Annotated in this window: 17 protein-coding genes; 3 read left to right on the plus strand and 14 right to left on the minus strand. The window is 57.4% G+C overall.

The annotated features are described in order from the left end of the window. Window positions 1-40: 40 nt before the first annotated feature. The 6 genes from MHH28_RS18160 to MHH28_RS18185 all read right to left on the minus strand — a co-directional run bounded on the left by MHH28_RS18160 (window position 41) and on the right by MHH28_RS18185 (window position 5,907). Window positions 41-1,039 (minus strand): alpha/beta hydrolase, encoded by a 999-nt coding sequence (locus tag MHH28_RS18160; protein ID WP_405104438.1) that lies wholly within the window; start codon window positions 1,037-1,039, stop codon window positions 41-43. 189 nt (window positions 1,040-1,228) lie between these two features. Next, window positions 1,229-1,951, minus strand: coding sequence for a GntR family transcriptional regulator (locus MHH28_RS18165; protein WP_405117165.1), 723 nt, complete (start codon window positions 1,949-1,951; stop codon window positions 1,229-1,231). Window positions 1,952-1,961: 10 nt separating this feature from the next. After that, on the minus strand, window positions 1,962-2,975 hold the full coding sequence (locus MHH28_RS18170) for a sugar kinase (protein ID WP_405104439.1): 1,014 nt from the start codon (window positions 2,973-2,975) through the stop codon (window positions 1,962-1,964). Continuing rightward, the gene (locus tag MHH28_RS18175) at window positions 2,968-3,723 is read right to left on the minus strand and encodes a KDGP aldolase family protein (protein ID WP_405104440.1); all 756 of its coding nucleotides are present in this window, start codon (window positions 3,721-3,723) and stop codon (window positions 2,968-2,970) included. The genes MHH28_RS18170 and MHH28_RS18175 overlap by 8 nt, the downstream gene beginning before the upstream one ends. Further along, window positions 3,723-4,829, minus strand: a complete 1,107-nt coding sequence (locus MHH28_RS18180) for a DgaE family pyridoxal phosphate-dependent ammonia lyase (protein WP_405104441.1) — start codon at window positions 4,827-4,829, stop codon at window positions 3,723-3,725. The genes MHH28_RS18175 and MHH28_RS18180 overlap by 1 nt, the downstream gene beginning before the upstream one ends. Then, window positions 4,807-5,907, minus strand: coding sequence for an amidohydrolase/deacetylase family metallohydrolase (locus tag MHH28_RS18185; RefSeq protein WP_405104442.1), 1,101 nt, complete (start codon window positions 5,905-5,907; stop codon window positions 4,807-4,809). Before MHH28_RS18185 ends, MHH28_RS18180 begins: the two co-directional genes overlap by 23 nt. Window positions 5,908-6,176: 269 nt before the next feature. Here MHH28_RS18185 and MHH28_RS18190 point away from each other — a divergent pair, with 269 nt between their 5' ends. After that, on the plus strand, window positions 6,177-8,513 hold the full coding sequence (locus tag MHH28_RS18190) for a helix-turn-helix domain-containing protein (protein ID WP_405104443.1): 2,337 nt from the start codon (window positions 6,177-6,179) through the stop codon (window positions 8,511-8,513). A 615-nt stretch (window positions 8,514-9,128) separates the two neighbouring features. Here the strand turns inward: MHH28_RS18190 and MHH28_RS18195 are convergent. The 6 genes from MHH28_RS18195 to MHH28_RS18220 all read right to left on the minus strand — a co-directional run bounded on the left by MHH28_RS18195 (window position 9,129) and on the right by MHH28_RS18220 (window position 19,216). Next, window positions 9,129-10,145, minus strand: a complete 1,017-nt coding sequence (locus MHH28_RS18195; RefSeq protein WP_405104444.1) for a glycosidase — start codon at window positions 10,143-10,145, stop codon at window positions 9,129-9,131. A 2-nt stretch (window positions 10,146-10,147) separates the two neighbouring features. Next, window positions 10,148-13,318, minus strand: coding sequence for an alpha-mannosidase (locus tag MHH28_RS18200; protein ID WP_405104445.1), 3,171 nt, complete (start codon window positions 13,316-13,318; stop codon window positions 10,148-10,150). Between the two features lie 3 nt (window positions 13,319-13,321). Next, the gene (locus tag MHH28_RS18205; protein ID WP_405104446.1) at window positions 13,322-15,625 is read right to left on the minus strand and encodes a glycoside hydrolase family 3 N-terminal domain-containing protein; all 2,304 of its coding nucleotides are present in this window, start codon (window positions 15,623-15,625) and stop codon (window positions 13,322-13,324) included. A gap of 98 nt (window positions 15,626-15,723) precedes the next feature. Then, the gene (locus tag MHH28_RS18210) at window positions 15,724-17,334 is read right to left on the minus strand and encodes an extracellular solute-binding protein (RefSeq protein ID WP_405104447.1); all 1,611 of its coding nucleotides are present in this window, start codon (window positions 17,332-17,334) and stop codon (window positions 15,724-15,726) included. Window positions 17,335-17,372: 38 nt separating this feature from the next. Next, entirely contained in the window at window positions 17,373-18,284 is a 912-nt protein-coding gene (locus MHH28_RS18215; protein WP_036694906.1) for a carbohydrate ABC transporter permease, read from the minus strand. Between the two features lie 17 nt (window positions 18,285-18,301). Next, a complete protein-coding gene (locus MHH28_RS18220) occupies window positions 18,302-19,216 on the minus strand; it encodes an ABC transporter permease (RefSeq protein WP_405104448.1) in 915 nt (304 codons plus the stop codon). A gap of 357 nt (window positions 19,217-19,573) precedes the next feature. On the opposite strand from MHH28_RS18220, the gene MHH28_RS18225 reads away from it, so the two are divergent. Both MHH28_RS18225 and MHH28_RS18230 read left to right on the plus strand, forming a co-directional pair. Further along, window positions 19,574-22,342 carry an alpha-mannosidase gene (locus tag MHH28_RS18225; RefSeq protein ID WP_405104449.1) on the plus strand — a complete coding sequence of 923 codons (2,769 nt, stop codon included), beginning with the start codon at window positions 19,574-19,576 and terminating at the stop codon, window positions 22,340-22,342. A 28-nt stretch (window positions 22,343-22,370) separates the two neighbouring features. Next, window positions 22,371-23,651 (plus strand): glycoside hydrolase family 125 protein, encoded by a 1,281-nt coding sequence (locus MHH28_RS18230; protein WP_341183849.1) that lies wholly within the window; start codon window positions 22,371-22,373, stop codon window positions 23,649-23,651. Window positions 23,652-24,080: 429 nt separating this feature from the next. Here MHH28_RS18230 and deoC read toward each other — a convergent pair whose 3' ends face one another. Both deoC and MHH28_RS18240 read right to left on the minus strand, forming a co-directional pair. After that, window positions 24,081-24,758, minus strand: coding sequence for a deoxyribose-phosphate aldolase (gene deoC / locus MHH28_RS18235; protein ID WP_339311648.1), 678 nt, complete (start codon window positions 24,756-24,758; stop codon window positions 24,081-24,083). A gap of 156 nt (window positions 24,759-24,914) precedes the next feature. Then, window positions 24,915-26,624, minus strand: a complete 1,710-nt coding sequence (locus tag MHH28_RS18240) for a methyl-accepting chemotaxis protein (protein ID WP_405104450.1) — start codon at window positions 26,622-26,624, stop codon at window positions 24,915-24,917. Between the last annotated feature and the right edge of the window lie 41 nt (window positions 26,625-26,665).

The raw sequence follows: 26,665 nt of genomic DNA on the forward strand, positions 1-26,665 counted from the left end.
TCACTGTGTTTTATTAAGTTTAACAAACCCCGGCAGAGCCTCAGGGGTGCTGCGCTATCCCCCTCATGAAGCTCATGAATTTCTCCGCAATTTGCTTGGGATGGGAACGGTATAAATAATGATTGGCATCCAGCAGCTCCATTTCTGCATGTACGGAATTCTTAATCAGCTTCTCATGCTCAGGAATCCATTGATCCGTAGCCGGATGCTCCGCCTGGACAAAGAGCAGGACAGGAAGATTGGGAGGGAACATTACCTTCCGCTGTTCAGCTTTTTCAAAATTGGAAAACATACTCTCCGCCTCATTTAACAGCGTCGTATTGTACATATTTTTCTGGATCAGCAGGTTCAATTGTTCTTTGGTATGTTCATCATAAGACAGTCCCTCATAAGGGTCGGCACTCAGCTTCAATTGCAGCCTTGCGAAGCCCAAATTGCGGAACCATTTCACCACGGTTGTCTCTGATGATTCAATCTTTTTCTCGCTCAGCGAGGGTACACTGCTGTCCAGTCCGACAAAGGCACTGACTTCATCTGAATATTTATTCACATAATCCAGACTATAAATGCCTGAAATAGAATGGCCCATAAGGATGTACCGGTCAATATGGAGCTGCTGCAACGCTTCATGGATTTCACTTACGATATTCTCTGAGATTCGTTCTTTCTTCGTTGCGTCGCTTAAGCCGTAGCCGAAAGGCTCAACCACTACAACCTTGTAATGCGGAGACAGCTCGTCAATAAGCAGCTTGAAATCAAGCGCCGGTGAAGCAGTTCCGAACCCGGGAAGCAGCACGACCGTGTCCGGGCCAGCGCCCTCTATGAACACATTCAACTTCTTGCCGTCTACGGATACATGCTGGCCGTAAGGCTCTATCCTTTTGGCTTCGGCATTGCTGCTGATTACATTCGTGATATACACAATCCCCACAAAAAGCACGATAGCGAGCAGGATGACTCCCAGTATTTTAAGCAGAAGGTTGCGCACCTTCTTGAACCCCGTCTGCTTTCCCGTTGTCTTCTTGTCTGGTGGTCTCATGATCATCTTCCCCTGTCTGTTTGTAGGCTTGCTTCATGGCCGTTCATGCAAGCTTACCGGACGAAGATGTCCTCTCTATGACGACAATATGAACGGAAGATGAACGGAAGATGTACTAAGCAAAAATGCTACGGCTACCTACAAGCAAGCTTGTGTGCAACCGTAGCATTGTAATGAGAGTGACGAGCCTCATGTATCGTAGCTGACCAAATAATGATGAAGCTCCGTGTTATAGCAGCCGATGCTATGTTCAATCAGCCTGCCTGTCCCGTCATAGGAGTTGCGCAGGCGCTTCAGTACATGCGTGCCGGGCGGCAGCTTCAGCAGCAGGCATACCTCGGGAGGCGCTGGCTCGACGAAGAAGCGGTCCCTGAAGCTCTCCAGCACAATGTCGTTCTCCTCCAGCGAGTCATACAAGGACTGGAAGTCCGCATCCATCTCTGCCGCACCACCGCCGGGCAGGGCTGCTGCGGCAAGAAAATGGGTCAGGTGGATATAAGGCTGTCCATCCAGAATATACAGACGTTCAATCCGCTGGCAATACGGCCCGTAGCGGCTATATTCCTCTGACCCGGCATCATTGGTGACCAGACTGGTGTTCAGCAGTTTCTTTTCCAGCTTATGCCCCGCTTCGACCAGCAGCTCTGTGAACCGTTTGCCCTTGGAGAGCTTCTGGTAGGCGGTATTGCGCATGACAATGGTGCCGATGCCGCTTTTCTTCTGCACATAACCTTCCTGGGCCAGCTCCTGGACTGCGCCGCGGACCGTCATTTTGCTGACACCGAACTCCTTCTCCAGCTGCGGCTCGGAGGGGATAATGCTGCCGAGCGGGTATACCCCGTGCAGAATCCGGTCCTTGAGAATCTTCTGGATCTGCTGGTATAAGGGACCTTGCTTGCGTTTCAGAGACACCTTACGTTCACTACCTTTCAACATCTAAGGTATGGCCATCCAGCGCCCGGAGCACCTCGCTCTCGGTAAACATCGCTGTATCGCCCGGGATGGTGTGGGCCAGCATCGCTGCGGCCGCTGCCATATCCACCGTCTGCTGCTGCGGATAATTCTGCAATTCACCATGAATAATAGCACTGGCAAAAGCATCCCCGGCACCGATCCGGTCATACACCGGAAAGGTCAGCTTGGGGGAGAACGCGAACGCACCTTGACGGTAAATGTAGCCGGTCAGGGAATGCGTATTATCTGCGTTAATCTCACGGTGGGTGCCCGCAGCCGCAGTGATTCCGAAGCGCTCCGTCACGGCGGGAATCACTTGCTTCAACTGTGTTATTCTATCATAATCTGCCGCTTCCATGCCAAGAATGTGCAGCGCATCCTTCTCGTTCATCAGCACCAGATCGGCAAGCGTAAGCAGGTCCTCATAATGCGGGCGGGCCTTGGTATAGCCGTCCTCGCCCCATAACGCCGGACGGTAATTGCAGTCAAACACCACTTTGCCCCCCGCACGCTTCACCTCCGCCGCAAGCTGCTTCATCTGCCCGCGTACCCCGTCATTCATCGCCAGTGTAATGCCGCATAAATGAAGCACATCCACCCGGGAAGCCAGCGCCGCCATGTCATACTGATCTGCCTCAGCGGTATTGAAGCTGCTGCCCAGCCGGTCGGTATACGTAACTCTTCCGGGGCGGGCGCCGAACCCGTTCTCCAGGAAGTACATCCCGAGGTGCTTGCCGCCCCGGCGGATCATTGACGTATCCACCCCAAGCTTGCGCAGATAAGCAATTGCGGCTTCCCCAACCGGAGTCTCCGGCAAGGTCGTGATTAGTGCTCCGTTATGGCCATATCTGGCGAGCGCCGCCGTTACATTTACCCCGCTGCCCGAAAAAGAGTACTCCAGCCTGCTGCTCTGGGCCAGCGTCTCGTAGCCCGGAACCTGCAGCCGCATCATCACCTCGCCGAAGGCAGCGATTCTAGGCATACCGGTCCACCAGCGATTTCATCATGCCAAGCAGCGTGCGGACATCCTGCACCTTCGTGCTGCCGGTCTCCGGATCAATAATAGAGGAGTAGACATGCGGAATCACCTGCGGCACGCCTGCCTGAAGCGCAATCTCCAGAATCGGAGCGAAGTTGTCCAGATCGATCCCGCCCGTAGGCTCCAGGGCAAATCCTTCTTCTCCGCAGGCCTTGGCTACCGCACGATACTCTTCCTCCAGCTCCAGCCCCTTCATCGGATAATATTTGAGCGCATTGCCGCCCATGTCCCGGACCAGAGCGATGGCAGCATGAACTGGCACGATGGCCTGCGAAGCATTCCCCGAGCTGACCGGACCGGTGGATATATTCACATAGCCGGGCTGTCCGCAGGGAGAGACCAGGCTGTTAATCCAGCTGTCCTTCGCTCCCAGATTAGCCCGTGTCGCGCCTACAGCCGGAAACACCTGATTGATATGACTGCCTGCATAGCTTGAAGCAATCTCTGCGACTACTGCCGCCTGGCGGTTGTCCCCGGCGCCAAGCCCGATGGAGACGGCATCCTGGATCGCCTGTCCATACTCTGTCATAGCGGCGGATGCTTCCTTGGCGTTAGCGTAATTCTTGGAGAGTACGCCTACCAGCACATGCCCCTCGGCAGCCTCATAGATATCCTTGGCGTTCCCGATACTGCCGGCCAGGACATTCAGTGCCGCTCTGTTCTTATAAAAACGCTCCTGAATCTTGCTCATTATGATCTGCCCCCTATAATCTCTTGAATTCTGCTGACAATGACCTGCAGATCATCGCCCTGCAACGATCTTGGATCGATATCGAAATACCCCTGCTTCACCCCATAGTCCCGGGTATACACCGCAATCCCGCCTTCCCGCAGGCGGTCATTGACCTCCCGCGCATCCACACCCGCAGCAGCGGCATCAATCTGGATGCGTCCCCGGTAAATCGCCCGGCCCGCTTCATCCTGCACGGTGCGGACCGACACTCCGGGAAGACCGGCCAGCGGCTGAAGCGCCTCCAGCGCCTGCTTCTCCTGCTGGCTGTTGTCCGGCTTGTCCTGGTATTCATCCAAAGCCTGGAGCAGCCCGAAGGTCGTCTCTTTGCCGACCTTCATGCTGCGGCCGATTCCGTGGAGCTGTACCTTTAGCCAGCCGATGTATTTTTTTCCGCCGGCTACAATGCCTGAAGTAGGACCTTCCACCGCCTTCGAGCCGCTGTAGATGGCCAGATCGGAATACTGGACATACTTGCGCAGATCCTCCTCCGCAGCCGCATCGACAATCATCGGCACGCCTCTGCGCTGTGCAACCTCCCAGGCCTCCTCCACCGAGATCATGTTCTTCTGGACGGCGTGGTGGGATTTCACATAGAGAATCGCTGCGGTATGTTCTCCGATGGCCTGTTCAATATGCTCTGCGCGGCCTTCGTTGGCATATCCTACTTCGACCACCCGGCCGCCGCCGAGGAAGACCATCGTCTCCACAGGCGCTCCATACTGTACATTATGGCCCTTCAGCATAATAATCTCATTCTTCAGCACCGGCTCCTGGTGCAGGCGCAGACTGAGGCGCGGATCTCCGGCGGTTACAATCGCCGCCACCGACAGCGCAATGCCGCTGGAAGCCGAGTTCACAACAACAGCTCCTTCCGAGCCGAGCAGACGGGCGATGTAATCTCCCGATTTGTCCACCAGATCCGCGATCTCCACATACCGCTGCCCGCCCTGCTTCATTGCCTCCATCACCGAATCGGTGGGCGCAGATACACCAAGGATGCTCATTCTTCCGCTGGCATTAATCACGCGCTTCAATCCATATTTAGCCTGTAATGAGTGATCCATTGATAAAGACTCCTTTTGCTTCAATATAGTGATTCGCGGTCCGGACATCGCCTTCCGAATCCTTCAGCTGCTTCTCCCCTGCTTCCAGGGCGAACAAGGTCAAATTGGCCTGCTCCCCTACCCGGATCTGCCCAAGCTCCGGCTTGCCCAGCCACGCTGCGGCGCTGCTGGTAACGGCACTGATGACCTCTTCCAGAGTGTAGCCGAGATACAGGAACTTCGTCAGCACATCCGCCATACTGTACACCGGACCGTTCAGCCGGTTGCCCCGGTAGATATCTGTGCTGATCGTATTCAGCGCAATTCCGGCCCGCTTCGCCTGCTCCGCCACCCGGAAGGAGAAGCTTGCGGTGCCATGCCCCACATCCAGATGAATGCCCCGGGCCACAGCATCCAGTAGCTCTTGCAGCGGGGAGCCGTCTTCCCGGAACAGATTATTGGCTTTGCCGTTCAGGTAATGGGTAATTACATCGCCCGCCCGCAGCAGCTCCAGCACTTCGGAGACGGCAGGCGGAGCGGAGCCGATATGCACCATGAGCGGAAGCCTCATCTCATCCGATAATGCACGTGCCAGCTTAAGCGGCTGTATGCCGCTGTCTTTGACAACACTCCGGCTGATACGGGCTTTCAGGCCGACGATGAACTCAGGATACGCCGCTGCTGCCGCAAGTGCGCAGGTCCGGTCAATCCACTCCAGCTGCGAGAGCTCATCGGTCCGCGCAAGGCCGATTCTGGAGATATTGAGCAGCGCGAACACCCTGGTCTCAGCCTTCCGGCTTGCACTATAAAAGGCTCCGATCCGGTCTGCCCCGCAGCTTCCGGCATCGACCAGCGTCGTCACCCCCTGCTTCACCCCGATCTCGTCGATCTCATCGCCGTAGGGGTCAAGCTCCGGCACCGCATGCACATGCAGATCAATCCATCCGCTGGAGCCGTATAACCCGGAGCAGTCCAGCAGGCTCCTGCCTTCCGCCTGGCCCGGCGGGGTAATCGCGGTGATAATCCCATCCTGAATGGAGATATCCACCGTCCGGCCATCCACCAGCCGCAAATTGCGCAGCACGTTCTCTGTGCCCACTCTTCCCATCTCCTTCTTCAATTACAGATTTACAGGGGAATTACAAAAAATGATTAATGACATGAACTTCATACATCTTTATATTTAACAATAAGCAACGGCTGTGCCGTCCCGTCATTAAAATATAAAGCTGCTTCACTCTAAAGATTATAATGTTATAATGTTTATAGTAGCACAAGTGTAATCCGGAAGAGAACTGTAATTTCTAAAGCAACAGGTTCCATCCAAGCTTTCTGGTCCGAATATCTTAACACTGGAGGTACTGCTGCATGCCCAATCCCTCACCCAAGCCATCCTTGCTTAACCGGTTCCGGCTGACCTGGAATCATTTCAAGTCAAGGCTACTGCTGAAATATGCTTTTTCCTATATCCTCATGTTCCTGATCCCGCTTACGGGCGTTACCATCTTCGTCTATGAAAACGCCGTCAAAGGCCTGCGGGTCGAAATTGAACAATCCAATGTCAATCAGCTCAATCAGGTGAAGAACACCATCGACGGCCGGATGAATGAGCTTCAGGAGATCGCCGGACGCATCGCTTATGACAAGCATCTGACCCCTTATATGGTCCGGCATCCCTATTACAGCCTGGAGGCGATTCAGGCACTGGCGAATTATAAGGCCAGCAGCAGCATTGCCGAGGATCTGTTCCTCTATTTCCACGGCGATTCGAATATCTATTCTTACCGCGGGCTGGCCGATCTTCATGTCACCTTCGATACCCTCTATCAGTTCGGACGCTGGACCCCGGAGGAGCTGCGGCGGGATTTGAACGAGACCCGGCAGCCGCTGGTGCGCCCTGCCGAGAATGTAACCGTCAATTCCCGTGTGGAGCCGATGCTTGCCATGCTCGTCCCGGTGAAGCCGAATGACCCGTTCCCTTACGGGACGGTCGTCTATCTGATGAAGGAATCCAATCTCACCGGGGTCATGGATTCGATTCTGAGCGATTTCTCAGGCAGCAGCTATATCTTCGGCCCCTCCGGTGAAGTGCTGACTGCGAACAGCCATGGCGTCAGCCTCCCCCAGCACGAGCTTCAGACGATCTCCGCGCTCAAGCCGGGAATTCATAATCTTGAGCTGGACGGGGAGCAATACTCCGTGGTCTCTGTGCAGTCGGAGGAGAATGGCTGGACCTACGTCACCACGATGCCCAGCTTCCAGTTCTTCAGCCGTGTCGCCCATGTCCAGACGCTGATCCTGATTGTCTTCGGTATTACAGTCGTTACCGGCATCGCGGCCGCACTGCTGCTGGCCAAGCGGCAATACCACCCGATCCGGGACCTGATGGAATTCGCCAAGCCGCGGGGCAGCAGCAATGAGGCTCCGAAGCTGCGCAATGAATGGGAGTCCATCCGGCAGACGCTTCATGACTACAGTGCCCGGATTGATCTTCAGGAGCCTTTTGTCCGCAACCAGTGTATGCTGCTGCTGCTCAAGCACGGCAAGCCGGATGATCCCGAGATTGAACAGATGATCCTAAGCGCAGGCTTCAGGCACCCGCAGGGACAGGGCCTCTACTTCTCGGCCATCCTCTCTTGGGATGATACGGCTCCGCGAGGCAGCTCCTTGCAGGAACGCTATGCGCTTCAGGAGATGCTCAGCAATATTTGTCTGCCCGGACCGGATGCCCAGATCTTCGGGATTGAATTCTCGGTCAAGGATCAGTTCGCCCTGATCATCTCCCTCCCCGGTGAGGGGGAGCTGCCCGTTCAGAGCCGGATGGAGCAGGTGGTCGAAGCGATTCAGGCCGTGATCCGTGAACATTCGCAGCTTGCGCTGAGCATCGGTGTCGGCATGGCCTACCGGGATCTGGCCCGGCTGAACCAGTCCTTCATTGAAGCCGCTGCCGCCCTGGAGCACCGGATGATCCGGCGCGGCGGTCAGGTCACCTACTTCGAGCAGCTCGCAGAGCTGAACCCCGCCGCCGCCGAGAGCTTCTGGATTCCGCGCAAATCGATGCTGAAGCTGGAGCAGAGTCTGAAGCAGGGCAACGAATCCGTGGCGGCCCAGATGATTGCCGACACCATTGATACGATCAAGGACGAGCCGCTGCAGGTTCATCTGCTGCGGTGCATCTGCTTCGATCTGCTGAACGCTTTTCTGCGGACCGCCTCCGAGCTGGGCATGGATGAGGTGTTCAGCAATATGCCGGAGCTGACCTCCTTCGAGACGCTGGAGGAGCTGGAGAGCCGGCTGCTCTCGCTCGCTTCCGCCATCTGCGCTCAGGTGGAGCGGAATACGGAGACCAGCGAGTCTTCCCTGATGGATGACATTCTGGCTTATGTGGACCAGCAGTTCGCCGACTACACCCTCAGCCTGGAGCATGTAGCGCTGAAATTCGCCATCTCGACCTCTTATTTAAGCCGCAGCTTCAAGGAGAAGACCGGCAGCAACTTCTCGCAGTATATCTGGCAGCGGCGTGTGGACGAAGTCACCCGGCTGCTGGAGAATACCAGCGCACCGCTCAAGGAGATCATCGAGCAGGTCGGCTATCTGGATGCGCCCAACTTCATCCGTAAGTTCAAAAAAGAAACCGGTCTGACGCCGGGGCAATACCGCAAGGAACATGCCTTGAAGGGGGCCGCTGCGAAAAGACCGGTTTGAGGCGGGCGGAGCTTCCGCCCTGTGGCTGGGCTCAACCTTGGATAGGCTGAGCCTTGGATAGCCTGAATCTTGGATAGGCTGAATCTGATATTGCGATGTCCAAGCAATTATTTATCCTATGAATAGTTAATAGCCTGAACCCCTGCGGCAGCTGTTGCCGCAGGGTTCCGGTTTTATGCGGTCCCATGCGGCTTCATGTGGTCCCAACCACATCCATACGCTTTCCGGGGCAGAAATCTGGTGATCCCCTCTACAATCCTGCAACAAATGCAACATTTCCCGCATCCTTTTGGCCCGAATCCGAGATTGTTGCACAAAAGGCAGGATTTCACCTTTTTCAGGCTGCTTAGCAGGAATATTGTTGAATTCTATGCAACAATCTGCCCGTAGAACTGGCTACGTACGAACCGAAGCTGCAAAAAGTGCAACATTTATGTCATCAAAGCCTTATGAAGGAGTTCCCGGGAAGTTGGGGTTGAACCCATTGGGCTGAACACGTCGCCCGCAGGGGACTGGGACTGGTTACTCCGCTTCATTGCACACCCCAGCTCTTTGCACACTCTGCGTCACTGGCTACTCCACTTCATTGCCTACTCCGATTCCTGGAGCTGCTGACTACTCCGCTTCCTGCAGAATATGCTCCACCAGTTCATCCAGCGGCACCGTGGCGAGTGCGATGGCTGTGTCGGTTACCCCGTAGTAGATATAGAGCAGCCCGTCCTTGACGACATTGCCGGTCGGGAAGATGACATTCGGAATCTGGAAGCCGAATTTCTCGTAATAGGTCTCCGGCTCCATAATGAAGTTATGGGTCCGGGCGATGATTTTCTCCGGCTGCTCCAGATCCAGCAGCATTGCCCCCACACGGTAGACAATCTCCTCATCTACGCCGTGATAGAGCACCAGCCAGCCCTTGTCTGTTCGGATTGGAGGCGTAGAGCCTCCGATCTTCCGCGACTCCCAGGACAGGTTCCCGGCGGTGGCGAGCAGCTTGGGCTCTTCCCAATTCACAAGATCCTCGGAATAGGTAATCCACATGGCGGCTTTCTCCGTTCCGTAGGCCTCGCCCACATACTCCTCGGGGCGGCGGAGCAGGACGAATTTTCCGTTTATTTTCTCAGGGAACAGGATGTTGTCCCGGTCATTGATGTCCAGCGGTGTGGTGTCCGCCACGAACTCCCAGTCCAGCAGATTGGTTGACTTCAGAATCGAGGAGCGGGTCAGCCAGTGGCCCTCCTCTTCCCCCCAGCCGTCCGGGTATTCGGGAATGGAGCGCTCAGGAACGCCGGCCCCGGTAGGATAATAGCTCATGGCGCAAGGGCGCAGGGCGTAGTTCAGGTAGAACGTTCCGTCGATCTTCACAATGCGCGGGTCCTGCACACTGCCGTACGGGAAGCCCAGCATATCCGGGGTGACAATCGGCTCATCCTGCACATGTGTGAAATTTACGCCGTCTTCGCTCTCAAGCAGCCCGAGATAGTTCTTGCACGGAGTCAGGGAACCGGCGGTGCGCTCGATCATATAGAACTTGCCGTTATCGATAATAACCGCAGGGTTGAACACGGTAACCTTACGCCATTCATAGCCGCCCGGGACGACAATCGGATTATTGGGATGTCTTGTAATTTGCATGTCTATTCCTCCTGCGAATGATGTTCGTGGTATAGCTTGAGCGTCTGGACCTCATAGGGCCGGAAGGACAGCGGGATGACGCCGCCGGTGGTCTCCACGGAGCCGGTCTTGCTCTCCAGCAGATTAACCCGGCAGGCACGGACCTCTGTGTCCTTCCAGTCCAGTGCAGCCGTCTCTCTGCTGCCCGCCGCTTCATACAGACGGACAATTGTTCCGCTGCCGTCCTCTGCCTGCTTGATCGTATCGAGCATGACATGGCTGCTCTGGAAGGCGAGCCAGGCATGGGTGCTTGGATATGGGCCGGGATGTGCGGATTCGCTGACCGCAAGCAGCGGCTCATTCAGCTCCGCCGCCTCCCGTACCACATCCGCCTGCCGCCATTCTCCGCTGTGCGGATACAGCGAATAGATGAATTCATGCTCCCCCTGGTCTGCATGACGGTCCGGCCAGCGCGGGGAGCGCAGCAGTGAGAGGCGCAGCACCCCGTCATGGATGTCATAGCCGTATTTGCAGTCGTTCAGCAGACTGACGCCATAGCCGCCCTCGGACAGATCGGCCCAGCGGTGTCCGCAGACCTCGAATTGCGCCTGCTCCCAGCTGGTGTTGCGGTGGGTCGGGCGCTCCAGCGCGCCGAACGGAATCTCATACGTTGCCTTCGCGGCCACAATATCCACCGGAAAAGCAACCTTCAGCAGCTTATGCTGCTCCCTCCAGCTTACGCGGGTGCGGAAATCCACCCGGCGGCTGCTCCGGGGCAGGACGATCTCCTGCTCAATCAGCGATTCATGCAGCTGCCAGCGGAACTTCAGCACGGTCTGCACAGGGCCGCTGGTGAGCAGCCTGCGGTCCAGCAGCTTCGCCTTGCCCGCAGGCTGCTGCTCATAACGCGGGTCCAGGTCCCAGGCATCCCACAGCGGCGGGGTGTCATGGTAGAACAGAAGCTGGTTACCGGTCTGGCCGGGCGGCAGCAGCTCGCGGCCCGCGCTTTTGTCAAACCAGCGGCTGATTTCGCCGTCTTCATTGAATGTGAGGATGTAATGGTCGGTCTCCCACTCTTCCGGGAAGGCCTCCCCGATGACGGAAGCACCCGGCGGCTCAGGCCATGCTCCGGCTGGCCCCTCCGCTTCCCGCAGCCAGATCGTCCGGCAGCCGAAGGCCGGAACCTTACATACCTGAACAGCAAGGGTATAGCTGTCCCCGGCTCCGTCTGTACGCCAGCATTCGCCCGCAAGCGGCCCGTCTTCATCGTACGCCCGCAGCGCAGCCAGTTCAGGACCTCCCTCTAACCGAAGCAGCTCCGTCCGCTCCCAGCCCAGGCTGTTGAAGACCACATAGGGACGGCCCTCGCCCGAGGTATTGACCCGGCCCGCCAGAGCATGCAGGGAGCGGTCCAGCACCTGCCCGCCCAGGCGGAAGATCTCGGCGTATTCCTCCCGCGAGGTCGTGTACACCTCCGGGATGGAAGTCCCGGGGATGATATTATGGAACTGGTTCAGCAGCAGCAGCTTCCAGCCCTCGGCCAGCTCCCCGGCGGGCAGCAGACGCTGCGGCTCCGGCTGCTCCAGATCCATAGCACTGTCCTTCTCCGCCAGCACACTCCAGATCTCCGCCTGCCGGTATAAGATCTCCGCCTTGCGGTTGCTGCGCTTATTGAAGGCATGGGTCGTGAAGGTTCCCCGGTGCAGCTCCAGATAGAGATCGCCGTGCCAGGCCGGAAGCTCCGGCTGGCGCGAGCCGATCTCCGAGAAGAACGCTTCCGCCGTAGAGAATCCGCTGACCGGCTGGCCCGGCGCGAGATCGGTGCGGGTCACATATTCCAGCATCTCGTGGGTGACCCCGCCTCCGCCGTCGCCATGGCCGTAGAGCAGCATCAGCTCATCATGCTCTTCCTTCTGGGCGTAGGCCTGCCAATGCTCCTGCACATCCTTCGGATGAGTATGCTCGTTCACCCCATGGTTCTGATAGGCCACGATCCTTGTCCCGTCAATCCCGACCCAGTGGAACAGTGTATGCGGGAAGGGATTGGTATCATTCCAGCCCAGCTTGGTGGTCATGAAATAATCGATGCCCGCCTGCTTCAGCAGCTGCGGCAGGGAGGCGCAATAGCCGAAGGTATCCGGCAGCCATTCAATCGCGGAATGCTTGCCGAATTCCTTCATATAGAAGCCCTGCCCGTACAGCATCTGCCGCACCAGCGACTCCCCGCCGGGAATGTTCAGATCCGGCTCCACCCACATGCCGCCGACCAGTTCCCACCGGCCTTCGGCAATCCGCTCCTTGATCCGCCCGTACAGCTCGGGATAATGCTCCTTGGCGAAGGCATAGAGCTGGGGCTGGCTCTGGGAGTACCGGAAGTCCGGGTACTTGTCCATCAGGGTGCAGACGGTGGAGAAGGTCCGGCTGACTTTGCGTACCGTCTCCCGGACCGGCCACAGCCAGGCCACATCAATATGCGACTGGCCGACCATATGCATGGTCCCCGGCTCTGGCCCAACAGACCGTTCCGCTGCCGCAGCAGCCCGCAGCTGCTGTTCAGCCGCAGTTACCGCATCACTGTCAAGCAGCAGCTCCTCCTTCATATAGAGCGCGTCCATCACCCGCTCCAGCGCCTTAAGGCTGCGGATGCGGCGCATGTCTCCCTCCGGCAGCAGGATTGCTGCTTCGTGTACGATCTTCACCGTATGCAGCAGGCTGTACACCGGACGGTTTACACGCACAAGCGTGATTTCAATCCCCGTCAGCGGCGGCTTGATCACCGCTTGGCGGTTCAGCGGGTCCTCCGGCTCAGGCACCGGATCATACAGCTCAATCTCCAGCTCCAGGCATTCGCCCGCACGGCCGGACGGCAGCGGAATGAACCAGTGATTGCTGTCCAGGCCATGATAGGGCGTTCCGCCCAGCTTCAGCAGGCCTTCCCCGCGCCCCAGATAGAGCAGCGCCGCTTCTTCCGGTGCCCAGTCTCCCGGAACCGTAATCTCCCGGTGAAGGAAATAGGTGGTTCCATATCCGCCGTCCAGTTGTGAAATCCGGTAATTCTGATGAAGCCCGGCTTCATGTTCATAGTTGCCGGGAGTGAGGTAGCGGGACCTCCGCATCCTCCACTCCGCAAGCTCAATCTTCTCAGCCCACTGCCGCTTCGCCAGCCACGCGGTGAACCGGTTCATACGCTTCATGGCTTAGCCCTCCTCCCGGACCCGGAGCGGTGCGCTCAGGTAATCGGCGGAGTGCGGGCCTGCCATCACCGTGAATTCACCCGGCTCCACGATCCGCGTCAGATCCGCCGACACGAACTCCAGCTGCTCCCGGCCCACGCTGAATGACACCGTCTGCGTGTCTCCCGGCTGGAGACTGATTTTGCGGAAGCCCTTAAGCTGCTTCTCGGGCCGGGTAATGGAAGAGGCCAAGTCGGAAATATACAGCTGGACCACCTCGCTGCCCGCCCGGTCACCGCTGTTAGTTACATCCACGGAGACAAGCGCTTCTTCATCCGCAGAAATAACAGGCGGCTCCACCTTCAGGTTGCTGTACCCGAATTCACTGAAGCTAAGACCATAGCCGAAGGGATATTCAGCATGGAAGTCCGTTTCCAGATACCGTTTGCCTCTCGTCCGCCGCTTATAATAGTACACGGGCAGCTGGCCGACATGCTTCGGGATGCTGATCGTCAGCCGCCCGGAAGGGTTCACCTCACCGAACAGAATGTCAGCAATTGCATGTCCGCCCTCCTGCCCCGGGTACCATGCCTCCAGAATGGCATCCGCGTGTTCCACAATCCAGGGCTCGGCAATCGGACGGCCGTTGATATAGACCACAATCAGCGGCTTGCCCAGCGCGTGAATGGCCTGCGCCAGCTCCAATTGCACGCCCGTCAGATTCAGCGTGGCCCGGTCGATGCCCTCCCCGCATTCCATGTCGCTCCAGGAATGCTCCGTCACGACAGAAGCGCCGGTGAGCAGATCAATCGTCCCCTCACCGAAGTCTCTGGCGCTGGAACCGCCGATCGCCAGCACCACCGCATCGGCTTCAGCCGCGCAGGCGAGCGCAGGGGCGAAGCCTTCCCGGGAATCGCCCTTGATCCGGCAGCCGGGTGCATACAGGACCTTGTCCGCTTCCCCGCCCAGCGCCTGCCGGATGCCGTCCAGCACGGTGACGATGGCGCCCTTGGGCTGCGGCGAGGTATAGTCGCCAAGCTGGTTATATGGGGCATCCGCATTGGGCCCGATCACCGCAAGCTTACGAATTCCCTTGCTCAGCGGCAGCGTCCCGTTCTCATTCTTCAGCATGATGATGCTCTCACCGGCGATCCGCCGCGCCAGCTCCCGGTGCTCCGGCTTGCCGATGATCTGCTCCGCCTGCTCAGGATCGGCGAAGGGCCGGTCGAACAGTCCCAGCCTGAACTTCAGCTCCAGAATCCGGGCAGCCGCGCGGTCCAGATCCGCTTCCTGCAGCCGTCCATGCTCGATTGCCGCCGCGATATGCTGCCCGAACATCTCGCCTGACATCTCCATGTCGATACCGGCCAGCAGCGCCTGGGCTACGGCCGTCTCCCCGCTGTCTGCGGTGTTATGGCCATTCGTCAGCATGCCCAGCGCTCCGCAGTCCGTGATCACGAAGCCGTCGAAGCCCCACTCTTCCCGCAGCACATCCTGCAAAAGATAACGGTTCGTCGTACAAGGCACGCCGTCAATCTCGTTGTAAGCCGTCATAATGGACAGCGCTCCGGCCTCCACCGCCTTACGGAAGGGCAGCAGATCCACCTCATGCAGCTCGCGCAGTCCCATATGCACGGGCGCGGAGTTCCGTCCGCCTTCGGAGCTCCCGTAGGCGGCGAAGTGCTTCAGGGTCGCCAGCACGGAATCCTCCGCATCCAGCCGCTCCCCCTGCAAGCCCTTCACGGCTTCTACGCCCATCGCCGCAATCAGGAACGGGTCTTCGCCGAAGGTCTCCTCCGTCCGGCCCCAGCGCGGATCGCGCACCACATCAAGTACCGGCGAGTAAGTGGCCGCTCCGCCCTGGCTGCGGGTCTCCAGAGCAACTACCCGGCACATCTCCCGGTACAGCTCCGGGTTCCACATGCTGCCCAGCGCCAGCGGCACCGGAAATACGGTCGCCCCTATCGCCATATGCCCGTGCGAGCATTCCTCCCCGAACAGAATCGGAATCCCGAGCCGGCTCTCCTTCATGGCATACGCCTGAATCGCATTGACCGCCTCCGCCCCCTGCTTCGGGGACAGGCCGGTCTCCAGGGTGACGCCGGTCCACGGGTCGGCGCGCAGCGTTCCATACAGGGAGCCGACACCTCCGGCGGCCACCTGCCGCTTGAAGGCTTCGGTCATGCCCGTGGTTCCATCCGGCTGCTTCTCATAGCACTGCCAGCCGAAAGGCTGGACTAATTGTCCAGCCTTCTCTCCAAGAGTCATGCGCTGCAGCAGGTCCTGTACCCGATCCGCCACAGGGCGTGCTTTATCCTTATAGATCATTTCTACAGCACCTTTCTGCACTAGTCATTCGTGCCGCTCTTTGCGGCTTCTGCAATCCTGTCATCCGTATACAACGTTAGTTCAGGATTAAGCCTGAATCAGTTCGTTTTCCAGCGGTCATAGGCAGCCTGGTTGATCTCGGCCACACGCTCTCCGCCCATCTTCTTGACGGTCGCCACATAGTTGTCCCAGCCGGTAAGCGGCTCGGCCCCGGTGATGAACTTTGCTTCCATCTGCTTGACATAGGTGCTCAGATCCGAATTCAGACTGCTGATCTCGGTCTGTTCTTCCACTGTGAGGAACAGGGCCGGGAACGGAATCCGCGCGCCTTTATCCAGCAGCTTCTGCTTGGTTTCCTGCTCTACCCAGAGGTCGAAGTCGGTCTTCAGCCCCTTGTTGATATCATCCATAGACAGCGTAGGTGCAGGAATGCCGTAGTTAGGCGTCAATGTCGCCCGGAAATCCTCCATTTCCTTGCCGTCCGGTACAGGCAGGTATTTCTTCACCCGGTTCTCTTTGTCCGTATACTCCCAGAGCACGCCCTCCGGTCCTTTGTTGAAGAACATAGCGCCTTCATAGGAATAGAGGTAGTCCACCCAGCGGAGCGAGGCTTCAGGTGCAGGATTGCTGTTCGTGATGGCGAATGCGCCGGTGGTAATTCCCCTGTTCTTGGCAATCGCCGGAGCGGCCACCGATTCACTGCGCACCGGGGCGAACATCGGATCTGTCGTGGACGGCTCCCCGCCCTTGGTCATATACGCATGCCAGTCGGAGAAGAGGGCGACACGGTTGTTATTCGCCTTGGCCTTCTTCTGCTCCGCCGTCTGCGAGAAGCTCTCATGATCCAGCAGCTCCTCGGCCCACAGGCGGTTCATATACGTCAGGTACTCCTTATAGCCTTCTTCAAGCGGGGTATAATGCACCTTATCCGCGTCGTCTACATAGATTTCTTCTTCATAGATGCCGAAGGCGCCCATCAGCCAAGTGCGGATATCCCGCAGATTCGCAGCGGTAGTGGTCACCGAAGAGATCGGAATTTCATCGGCGGTTCCGTTGCCGTTCGGATCTTCCTCCTTCACGCGCTTCAGGTAGGTGTACAGCTCCTCGGTCGTTTCCGGCAGCTTATCGATGTTCAGCGCCTTCAGGAAGTCGCCGTTATACCACATCGGGTTGCGGTACCAGTGCTGGCTCATTTCCACCACCGGCAGGGAGTAGATATGACCGTCCGGGGCGGTAATCGATTTGCGCACATCCGGGTTCTCTTCCAGCAGCGCCTTGAAGTTAGGAGCGTATTCTTCGATCAGATCTTCGAGCGGGATCAGAATCCCCTGCTCTCCGTAATTCATCTGCTCGGCAGTCGTCAGACCTGCGGCATAGAAGATATCCGGGTAGTCGCCGCTGGCGAACACCAGATTCTTTTTGGTCTCGAAGCTGTCCTTCGGCGCATTTTTATATTCCATCGTAATCCCGGTCTTCTCCTTCATCTGCTGGAGCACCGGCATGTTCTCCCAGTTCTGAATGCCTACATCCGGTGCCATCATGGACAGAGTGATCGGCTCACTCACAATCGGGAAGCCCTCCTTGTTCACCGTGGCCTCGCCAGTACTCTTATTCGCGTTGCCTTCATTGGAGCTCCCGCAGCCTGCCAGCAGTCCAAGAATCACAGCCGATGACAGCAGAATCTTCCATGGTTTACGTGTGATCTGCATTAATAATTCCTCCCTTATTGTCATTACATTCTAACCGTTTAACCTTTCACAGAGCCAATCATGACCCCTTGGACAAAATAACGCTGCAGGAACGGGTAGACCGCCACAATGGGCAATGTCGAGACAACGATGACTCCATATTTGACCAGCGATGCCGTCTCTGCCTTATTATTCATGGCCATGGCCACCTCGCCGTTGATCGCTGCACCTGTGGTCTCAGCCGACATCTCCTGCAGGACCAGGATCTGGCGCAGGACCATCTGCAGCGGATATTTGGCTTCATCATTCAAATAGATCAGGGACGGGAAGTAACTGTTCCAGTGTCCAACCCCGTAGAACAGGGCCATTACGGCGACAATCGGCGCGGACAGCGGCAATATAATGCGGATGAACAGCTTCAGATTCGTACAGCCGTCGATGTGGGCCGCTTCCTGCAATTCTTTTGGGATCGTGGACTGGAAAAAGGTGCGGGCGACAACAATGTTCCACACCGATGCAGCCACCGGCAGGATCAGCGCCCCCATGCTGTTAATGAGGCCCAGGTTCTTGACGAGTAGATACGTCGGCACCAGCCCGCCGCTGAAGAACATCGTGAACAGAATAAGACCCATGAACAGCTGGCGTCCGACAAAATCAGACCGGCTGAGCGCATACGCGGCAGGCAGTGTAACCGCCAAATTAAGCAGAGTGCCCACCGCTGTGTAGATGATGGTATTGAGATACCCGTTCCAGATCTTCGGGTTCTCAAACACCAGCTTGTAACCGTCCAGTGTCACATTCTTCGGGAACAGCCACATCGCGCCCGAATTGACATCCTGCGGCGAACTGATGGACGCGCTGAGGATGTAGATCAGCGGATAGAGAACCACTACCAGCGCAAGGCACAGATAGATGTACGTGCTGATCAGAAACAGCTTATCTCCCCTGGATTCTTTCATCGCAGTAACCAAAAGACTTCAACTCCTTTCTACCAGAGGCTGTTCTCACTGGTGCGTTTGGCAATCCGGTTCACGGTAACGAGCAGTATTACATTGACTACCGAGTTGAACAATCCGACAGCCGTCGAGAAGCTGTATTGGGCATTCACCAGACCGGCGCGGTAGACATAGGTGGATATGACATCGGAGGCTTCCATATTGAGCGAATTCTGCAGCAGCAGGATTTTCTCGAAGCCCAGGCCCAGAATGTTACCCATGTTCAGAATCAGCATGATCGTAATCGTGGGTATAATGGTCGGCAGGTTGATATGCAGCACCCGCTTGATCCGGCTGGCTCCATCGACAATGGCCGCTTCATGCAGCTGCGGATCTACGCCGGACAGCGCCGCAAGATAGATGATCGTCCCCCACCCGGTGCTCTGCCAGACGCCCGAGAAGACATACACCGTCTTGAACCAGGCGGGATCGGTCAGGAACTGTGCCGGCTCGAAGCCCAGGAATTCAATCGCCCGGACAATCATTCCGCTGGAGGGCGACAGGAAGGTTATAATCATCCCCGCCATCACGACAACTGAAATGAAATGCGGTGCATAGGTAACCGTCTGGACCGACTTCTTGAACGGGCCGTTGCGGACCTCATTGAAGGCCAGAGCCAGAATGATCGGCAGCGGAAAACCGATGGCAAGCTCATAGAAGCTGATGCTGAACGTGTTCCACAGCAGATCCCAGAAAAAATAAGAATTGAAGAAGCGCTCGAAGTGGTCGAAGCCTACCCAATCGCTGCCTGTAATTCCTTTGGAGGGTATGAAGTTCTTGAAGGCAATCTGAATGCCATACATCGGACCATAATGAAAGATGAAGAAATACAGTAACGCGGGAAGCATGAACAGATAGAGCTCCCAATTCTGCCAGATTCTTTTGCCAAGGGACTTGTTCCCCTTCATTCTCCCACTCCTCTCTATGTTAGTTTTCATTACACATAAATCTGTATCCGCTTCGCATTCTTGTGAAGGCCCTTCCTGCTAACGCTTACATCCCAAATTGTAGTGAAACTAAGCTGACATCGTAAATATGTAGGTTGTGCATTGTCATGTTCATGGAGTGTAAAACCGCGCTACTACGGGGCTTACGGTCTTAATAGCTTGTATAGGCCGCCGCTGGCTGTCTGCCGTAAATGTGTGAATTATGAACCCTCCTTCCCCCTGCAAAAGTTACATATTGTGATCCCCCGGCAGGTATGCAAACATTTGCTACGAATGCCGACACTACAACATCGACTGATGATATAGGAGGTTTCTGTCATGACCCGTACAACTGCCCACCTGATCTCACACACCCATTGGGACCGGGAATGGTATATGCCTTACGAGCGTCACCATGTGCTGCTGGCGAAGCTGATGAACGAGCTGCTGGATACGCTGGAGCAGGACGAGCGCTACCGGTATTTCCACCTGGACGGACAGACCATTATTATTGAAGATTATCTGCAGATTCATCCTGAGAAAAGAGAGCGGCTGGAGCAGTTCATCCGCGAAGGCCGGATTGTCATCGGCCCCTGGTATGTGCTCCAGGACGAATTCCTGACCAGCTCCGAAGCCAATGTGCGCAATCTGCTGATCGGCCATCAGGATGCGGCGAAATACGGCGTCATCTCGAAGCTGGGGTATTTCCCGGATTCCTTCGGCAATATGGGCCAGGCCCCGCAGCTGCTCCGGCAGGCTGACATTGAGACTGCGGTGTTCGGGCGCGGCGTGAAGCCGACAGGCTTCGATAACATGGTCGGCGAGCTGAACAGCTCCAGCTATGAGTCACCTTACTCCGAGATGTACTGGGAATCGCCCGACGGCTCAAGCGTGCTGGGATTGCTGTTTGCGAACTGGTACAGCAACGGCAATGAGGTGCCGGTAGATGCAGAGGAAGCCCAGGTCTTCTGGGACAAAAAAATCGCGGATGCCGGCAAATACGCCTCCACCCCGGAGCTGCTGTTCATGAACGGCTGTGATCATCAGCCGGTACAGCGTGATCTCGCCGATGCGCTGGAGACGGCCCGGAAGCTGTACCCGGACACCGACTTTGTCCACTCCAGCTTCGGGGAATATTTGGGGGCGCTGGCGTCTTCGCTGCCTGAGGATCTGGTCACCGTGCACGGTGAGCTGCGCAGCCAGCACACGGACGGCTGGGGGACGCTGGTGAATACCGCTTCCGCCCGCGTCTATCTGAAGCAGCTGAACCAGCAGGGGCAGACGCTGCTGGAGAAGGGCGCCGAGCCGCTGGCGGCACTGGCTTACCTGGTCAGCGGGCAGGCTTATCCCCATGCCCTGCTGACCTACGCCTGGAAGACGCTGATGCAGAACCACCCGCATGACAGCATCTGCGGGTGCAGCGTGGATGAGGTCCACCGCGAGATGATTACACGCTTCGAGAAGAGCCGCCATGTCGGCGAGGCTATTATTGAAGAGAGTCTGAAGGCGGTATCCGCACAGATCGGAACGCGGAATGTTGCGGCCTGGGGCGACTCTGCGCTTCCGGTGACGGTGTTCAATACCACCGGCTGGCAGCGCAGCGGAACGGTTAGCGTGGAGGTCATGTTCGCCAAGCGTTATTTCAAGGAAGGGCCGAACCCTGCGGCGATTGCCGAAGCGCTGGATCAGCTGCCGCTTGCGCTTGATCGCGGGCGGCTGCTGGACAGCTCCGGGCAGCCTGTAGCTTGCAAGGCCGAGGATCTCGGCACCCGGTTCGGCTATGAGCTGCCGGATGACCAGTTCCGCAAGCCTTATATGGCCCGGATGGTCCGGCTGACCTTCGAGGCCGGGCAGGTACCTCCGCTTGGCTACAGCACCTACGCCTGGACGGGGTCGCTGGACGGTTCTTCCGCTGGAGCTGCCGGTGCTGCTGATGTGGTTCCGCTTATGCTTCTTGAACAGGGGATGGAGAATGACTTCCTGACTGTCCATATCCGCGAGGATGGCTCTTACGATGTAACCGACAAGCGCACCGGCAAAGTCTTCACCGGACTCGGCGTCTATGAGAACTGCGGCGATATCGGTAATGAATACGTGTTCCGCCAGCCAGAGGGCGATGCCGCCCTGACTACCAGAGGACTCGCTGCCCAAATCTCGCTTGCCGAGCAAGAGCCTTACCGCATCACCTATGAAATCGTGCATGAATGGGCCATTCCCGCTTCCGCCGATGCTTCGTTCGAGGACGAGAAGCGCCGGATGGTGCCGTTCCGGCAGCGCAAGGCCGGACGCTCTGCGGAGCAGGTCCCGCTGCGGATCGTGACCCGGATCAGCTTGGAGGCCGGCGGAACCGGCGTACAGGTCTCTGCCGCGTTCAATAATCAGGCCAAGGACCACCGGCTGCGTGTGCTTTTCCCTGCCGGGCTGGCCGCTTCCACCCTGCGGGCCGATTCCATCTTCGAAGCCGCCGAGCGCGACATTGAACCGGCTGCGGACTGGGTCAATCCAAGCAATGCCCAGCACCAGCAGGCTTATGTCAGTGTGTCGGACGGCAGCGCCGGACTGCTGGTGGCGAACAAGGGGCTGAACGAATATGAGGTGCTGCGTGACGGCAGCAATACCATTGCCGTAACTCTGCTGCGCAGCGTATCGGAGCTGGGGGACTGGGGCGTGTTCCCTACACCGGAAGCCCAGTGTCTTGGTGAGCAGACGGTGGAGTTCGCGGTCCGTCCCTTTGCCGGGGATACGGACTGGACGGAGGCCTGCGCCTGGGCCTATCAGTATCAGGTGCCCTGGTTCGCTGTCCAGACCGGCTGGCAGGAGGGTTCCCTCCCTGCGGTCTATCAGCCGCTGGAGTGGCAGGGCCGCACCCTGGCGTTGTCCGCCTTCAAAATGTCCGCAGACCATGAGGACATCATTCTGCGCTGGTACAATCTGGCGGGCGCGGAGCAGGAGCTCGCGCTGACGCCGCATTTTCCTGTGAAAGCTGTACATGCCAGCGATATTCTGGAACGGCGGAAGCAGCGGGAAGTTCTGGATGAAGGCACTCTGCACCGCGCTGTCGGCAAAGCCCAAATCGTCACCTACGCCCTGCAAACCGTACAACCCTAATTTGACTATCCCTGAGGAGGAATTATCGATGAACCTGCCAGCTTCTATTACCGCCTATCTGAATGAGGCCGATGAACGGCTTGCCCATCACCCGAAACTGCAGCAGCTCTTCCGCAACTGCTTCCCGAACACACTGGAGACAACCACTAAGCTGCTGGAAGACGGCACCACCTTCGTGTTCACCGGCGATATCCCGGCGATGTGGCTGCGCGATTCCACGGAGCAGGTGCGCCACTATATTCCTTTTGCCAAAAACGACCCTGAATTGCAGCGGATTCTCCGCGGCCTGATTGCCCGCCAGATGTTCTATGTCAATATTGATCCGTACACCAACGCCTTCAACGAGACGGCCAGCGACAAGCATTACCGGGACACGGACGACTGTAATCTGAACCCGTGGATGTGGGAGCGCAAATATGAGCTGGACTCCCTCTGCTTCGTCGTTCAGCTCGCTTATATGTACTGGAAGGAAGCGGAGCAGACCGATATCTTCGATGCTGCCTGCTATCAGGCGCTGACCTCCATCGTGAACACAATTGAGACCGAGCAGCATCACGGGGAGAAATCCCCGTATCATTTCATCCGGCAGACGCTCCAGGACACGGAGACGCTGCACAATAACGGCCGCGGGATGCCCGTCAACTACACCGGGATGAGCTGGTCGGGCTTCCGCCCGAGCGATGACAGCTGCGAATTCGGCTACAACATTCCCTCGAATATGTTCGCTGTGGTTATTCTAGGATATATTGGCGAGATGGCAACTGAGGTATATAAGGATGAGCGGCTTGCGGCAAGAGCAGCGAAGCTGCGCAAGGAGATCGACTTCGGCATCCGTACCTACGGCATCGTGACCCATCCGAAATACGGCAGAATCTACGCCTATGAGACAGACGGCTACGGCAACTACTCACTGATGGACGATGCCGGTACGCCGGGACTGATCTCTATTCCTTATATTGGGTATGTGGGTGTGGAGGATGAGATCTATCAGAACACCCGCCGGTTCGCGCTCAGCTTCGACAACCCGTTCTATTTCGAGGGCAAGCACGCCAAGGGCATCGGCAGTCCGCATACGCCAGGCGGTTATGTGTGGCATATGGCGCTGTCCATGCAGGCACTGACGGCGGATAACGATGAGGAGATCAAGGAGCTGATTGATATGCTGATCCGTACCGACGCCGATACCGGCTACATGCACGAGGGCTTCCACCCGGATAATCCGGCCGACTTCTCGCGCGAATGGTTCGCCTGGTCCAACAGCCTGTTCGCTACGCTGATCGGCAAGGCGATGGATAAAGGGCTGGTGTAGGAAGACGGCAGTAGCAAGGTTGTCGCCGCGCGGACTCTAGTTGTAGTTTGTACAACTAAAAGGACGCAGAATCCGGCTTAACCCGGTTTAATTGCAGTTTGTACAGCTATAATTCCCCATTTTCCGCAAAAGGCGGCTAACCGCTTCCTGCACCATGCCAGTGGAATAACGTATCTTAATTCACCGATATGGATGGAGATACCGGTAACAAGTGGAAAAACAGCAACTACTATAGTTAGTTTTCGCTGCTTCGGATGAATCTGGGGAATGTAAGTGTTGTTTATCCAATTGCTGCTTCGGCAGCGCTCAATCTTTCATTAATAGTTGGAGGAAATCCATCTACTATACGTCCTCTAGACAGAAAACGGCTGCGGCTCCCTTGATATCAAGGAGGCCGCAGCCGTTTCTATGTGTCTAGCTTACCTATGCTTAGTAACCGCTCTGGCTCTGCTCGCCCTTGGCGATCGCTACGCCGCCGCTGGTTCCTATCCGGCTGGCGCCTGCGCCGATCATCACTAGGGCATCTTCCGCGCTGCGTACACCACCGGACGCCTTCACGCCGATCTCAGGACCCACCGTTGCCCGCATCAGGGCGATATCTTCCTTCGTGGCCCCACCAGTGGAGAAGCCGGTTGAGGTCTTCACGAAGTCTGCGCCCGCTTCTACAGCAAGCTTGCAGGCACGGACCTTCTCCTCTTCCGTCAGCAGGCAGGCCTCAATGATGACCTTGGTCAGCGCTTTGCCGCGCGCTGCTTCGACTACAGCAACCATATCGCGCTTCACCAGCTCGTCATTGCCGTCCTTCAGTGCGCCGATATTGATGACCATGTCCACCTCTCCGGCACCGTTCGCAATAGCATCCTTCGTCTCAAACGCCTTCGTCTCAGGAGTCGAGGCTCCCAGCGGGAAGCCGATTACGGTACATACTTTCACTTCTGGTGTATCCTTCAGCACGGCATGGGCCGTAGCTACCCAGGCCGGATTCACGCACACCGAAGCGAATTTGTAAGCCTTGGCTTCCTCAGCCAGCTTGATAATATCGTCTTTACGGGCATCCGCCTTCAATAGCGTATGATCAATAATCCCGGATATTGTAGTCTCACTCATTGTTCTATTCCTCCATGTAATCGGTATTAGATATTCACATACCCTGTAATCATACCAATAGTCGGACGCTTTTGAAAGCTGGAGGGTGCAGCGTCTGCCCATCCCTTCCTAACGGACCGCAGGACAAGTCCGTTTAGGCCAGTGGAAGACGGAGCCCTATACCTTCACCTGCCGGATGGCGTCACGCAGATCGCCCGTACTTGCGCTGATAGTCAGCGAAGCCTCATAGACCTCCTTCATCCGCGCTAATTGCAGAGTGGTCAGCTCGCGGATCTCCCGCGTCTGCTCCGAGACCTCCCCGGCAATATCAGCCATGCTGCCTACGGTTGCAGCGACCTCCTCCGACCCTGCGGAGAGCTGCTCGGCAGTCGCAGACACATCGATAATCTGCCCGGCCACCTCACGGAAGGCGGCCGAGGCCTCAAGCAGCGACGCCTCCGCTTCGGCCGACATCCGCACCCCTTCCTGCACTTCAGCCGAAGCTTCCGTCATCTGTTCCCCGATGCTTGCCGAAGCCTGGCCGATGTGCAACAGCAGCTCAGCCACCCGCTCGGCGGAGGCGGTGGAGCCTTCCGCCAGCTTGCGCACTTCACCGGCTACGACCGTGAATCCCCTGCCGTGCTCCCCCGCACGCGCCGCCTCAATCGAGGCATTCAGCGCAAGCAGCTTTGTCTGATCCGCAGACTCCCTGATCGCAGCGAGCGCGCCCTCAATCTCACCGGTATAGCCTTGCAGCCGCAGCACGATATCCAGCGTCTCCCCGGTGGATACGGAGATCGATTTCATCTGCTGGTTAGTATGGTTCATGGCCGTCTGGGATGCCTCTGCAATGTCCAGCGCCTTGACCGCGAATTCCGAGACCGCAGCCGAGGCTTCCGAGATGCGCGAGATACCCAGCGCCATCTCGTCCATGGCCACAGCACTGCTCTGTGCGCCTTCGGTCTGCGAATGGGCACCGGCGTCAATATCGCTGATTCTCCCGCTCACTGTCTCACTCATCTTCAGCACATCATCGGCATTCCTGGCGAAGGTCTCGGAGGAGCCGTAGAGACTGTCGGACGCGGTCGACACCCCGGATACCATCCCCTTCACTCTGGCATTCAGATCTCCCGACATCTGGAGCATCGCCTGATACGCCCTGCCAATCTCATCCCGGGAGGTGACCGGACGGGCATGCAGAGTGCGGGCTGCCCCGGCCAGATCCCCTTCCGCCATGGAGCCCGCACTCTGCGTAATGGTCGCCAGCGGACGCAGGGACCGGGAGACGAACCAGGCCAGCACCGCGAGCGCGGCCAGAGACAGGGCCAGAATAATACTGTAGAGCGGCAGGCTCTGAATCAGGACATCACGGGTCAGCGTACTCAGGACAGCCACATCGGTGTCAATGCCCAGCGCCCCGACCAGCCGCCCGCCCGCATCCTTCATAGGGACGAAAGCTGAGATATAATCTCCGTATTCAGGACTATGGATCAGCGGCGTGCTGGCATTCTCTCCGGCCAGGACCGACTGCACCGCAGCAGCAGGCATATCCGTAGCCTCATTGATCCCCGATGCCAGCGGGTCTCCCTCCGGCCTTCCGTCAATCATCAGCTGCGGCTGGTTAGCCTCATCAATCCGTACAAAATATACATAACGGGCACCAATCGACTTCCGGAACTGATCCAGTTCATGGCGGAGGGACCAGTACAGGTCCGACTCCTGCGGATCGGCCAGGAATCCGCTGTAGCGGCCGGCATCAATCTGGGTTACATAATGGCTGGCAATACTCATGTTGTAGCTGCTGATCGTCCCTTTGACCGCTGATCCGGTGTTCATCCATTGAATGGCGGCGTTGCCTGCTGTAATGGATAGAATCACTAAGGTCATAACACAGAGAATACGGGCAATCAGTCTGGTTCGGATAAAAG

This window comes from Paenibacillus sp. FSL K6-1217, assembly GCF_045040735.1.
GTDB lineage: Bacteria > Bacillota > Bacilli > Paenibacillales > Paenibacillaceae > Paenibacillus_AQ.

Coding starts and splice junctions, on each gene's coding strand:
- MHH28_RS18160 (WP_405104438.1), bottom strand. CDS start 1,039: ATGAGACCACCAGACAAGAAGACAACGGGAAAGCAGACGGGGTTCAAG.
- MHH28_RS18170 (WP_405104439.1), bottom strand. CDS start 2,975: ATGCCTAGAATCGCTGCCTTCGGCGAGGTGATGATGCGGCTGCAGGTT.
- MHH28_RS18175 (WP_405104440.1), bottom strand. CDS start 3,723: ATGAGCAAGATTCAGGAGCGTTTTTATAAGAACAGAGCGGCACTGAAT.
- MHH28_RS18180 (WP_405104441.1), bottom strand. CDS start 4,829: ATGGATCACTCATTACAGGCTAAATATGGATTGAAGCGCGTGATTAAT.
- MHH28_RS18190 (WP_405104443.1), top strand. CDS start 6,177: ATGCCCAATCCCTCACCCAAGCCATCCTTGCTTAACCGGTTCCGGCTG.
- MHH28_RS18195 (WP_405104444.1), bottom strand. CDS start 10,145: ATGCAAATTACAAGACATCCCAATAATCCGATTGTCGTCCCGGGCGGC.
- MHH28_RS18200 (WP_405104445.1), bottom strand. CDS start 13,318: ATGAAGCGTATGAACCGGTTCACCGCGTGGCTGGCGAAGCGGCAGTGG.
- MHH28_RS18205 (WP_405104446.1), bottom strand. CDS start 15,625: ATGATCTATAAGGATAAAGCACGCCCTGTGGCGGATCGGGTACAGGAC.
- MHH28_RS18210 (WP_405104447.1), bottom strand. CDS start 17,334: ATGCAGATCACACGTAAACCATGGAAGATTCTGCTGTCATCGGCTGTG.
- MHH28_RS18220 (WP_405104448.1), bottom strand. CDS start 19,216: ATGAAGGGGAACAAGTCCCTTGGCAAAAGAATCTGGCAGAATTGGGAG.
- MHH28_RS18225 (WP_405104449.1), top strand. CDS start 19,574: ATGACCCGTACAACTGCCCACCTGATCTCACACACCCATTGGGACCGG.
- MHH28_RS18230 (WP_341183849.1), top strand. CDS start 22,371: ATGAACCTGCCAGCTTCTATTACCGCCTATCTGAATGAGGCCGATGAA.
- deoC (WP_339311648.1), bottom strand. CDS start 24,758: ATGAGTGAGACTACAATATCCGGGATTATTGATCATACGCTATTGAAG.
- MHH28_RS18240 (WP_405104450.1), bottom strand. CDS start 26,624: ATGACCTTAGTGATTCTATCCATTACAGCAGGCAACGCCGCCATTCAA.